Source organism: Streptomyces murinus (assembly GCF_002154555.1).
Classification (GTDB): Bacteria; Actinomycetota; Actinomycetes; order Streptomycetales; family Streptomycetaceae; genus Streptomyces; species Streptomyces murinus.
In genome coordinates this window covers 1-758 of the sequence record NZ_MUNF01000831.1, presented here as the reverse complement: position 1 = coordinate 758, position 758 = coordinate 1, and the positions used below count along the sequence as shown (strand labels likewise).

Sequence of the window (758 nt, the reverse complement as noted above, 5' to 3'; positions counted from 1 at the left end):
ACCGCCGTACGCCGCCGTACGTCACTCAGGACATGGAGGGCAGGGGCGGGTGCTGGCTCGTCGCACTGCCGGCGATCGACGGCAAGGAGTACGTGTACCGGGTCTACGCACCCCGGGACGCGCTGCTCGCCGACCTGTTCTGGCAGGCGTGGCACTGCCATGACGAGAGCGCCCTGCCGCGCGCGTGGGACCTGTTCGACACGGCGGTGATCCGGCACATCGGCTGACGCCGCCCGCACCCTTCGCTCATCCTGACGATTCATCAGTATTGAATGTTCACGGCCCTGCGGCTACGTTCCGCGACACCGTAGCCGGATTCGCCCGAACCGAAGGGGTGGTCGCATGGCCGAAGTCAGCGCGGAGGCACGCATCGAGGCGCCGGCCGACAAGGTGTGGGCGCAGCTCACCGACTGGTCGTCGTACGGGGAATGGAACGCCACCCACACCGGCTTCCCCGCCGGCGGCCCGGAATCGCTCGCCGTAGGGGGCACGTTCCGGGAGAACATGAAGCTGATGGGGTTCCCGGCCGAGGTCGACTGGACCATCGAGGAGCTGGAACCGGCCCGGGTGTTCGCGATCCGCGGCAAGGGCCCGATGGCGGTCACCGTCGCCACCCGCTACACGCTCACCCCGGACGGAAACGCCACGACGCTGCGCATCGACGGCGAGTTCACCGGCGCCGCGGTGTCGCTGATGGCGGCCCGGCTCAAGGACTCGGCGACGACGGCCCTGACCGAGTCGCTGCGCAAGCTGGACGG

2 protein-coding genes are annotated in these 758 nt (G+C 69.5%); both read left to right on the top strand.

The genetic code is table 11. From position 1 onward, the window contains the following. The first annotated feature begins 32 nt into the window (after positions 1–32). Complete coding sequence (locus tag CCN72_RS35570) at positions 33–227, top strand: hypothetical protein (protein ID WP_085562661.1); 195 nt, start codon at positions 33–35, stop codon at positions 225–227. A gap of 115 nt (positions 228–342) precedes the next feature. Further along, the coding region (locus CCN72_RS35565) for a type II toxin-antitoxin system Rv0910 family toxin (protein ID WP_107430270.1) at positions 343–758 on the top strand (416 nt) is incomplete at its 3' end.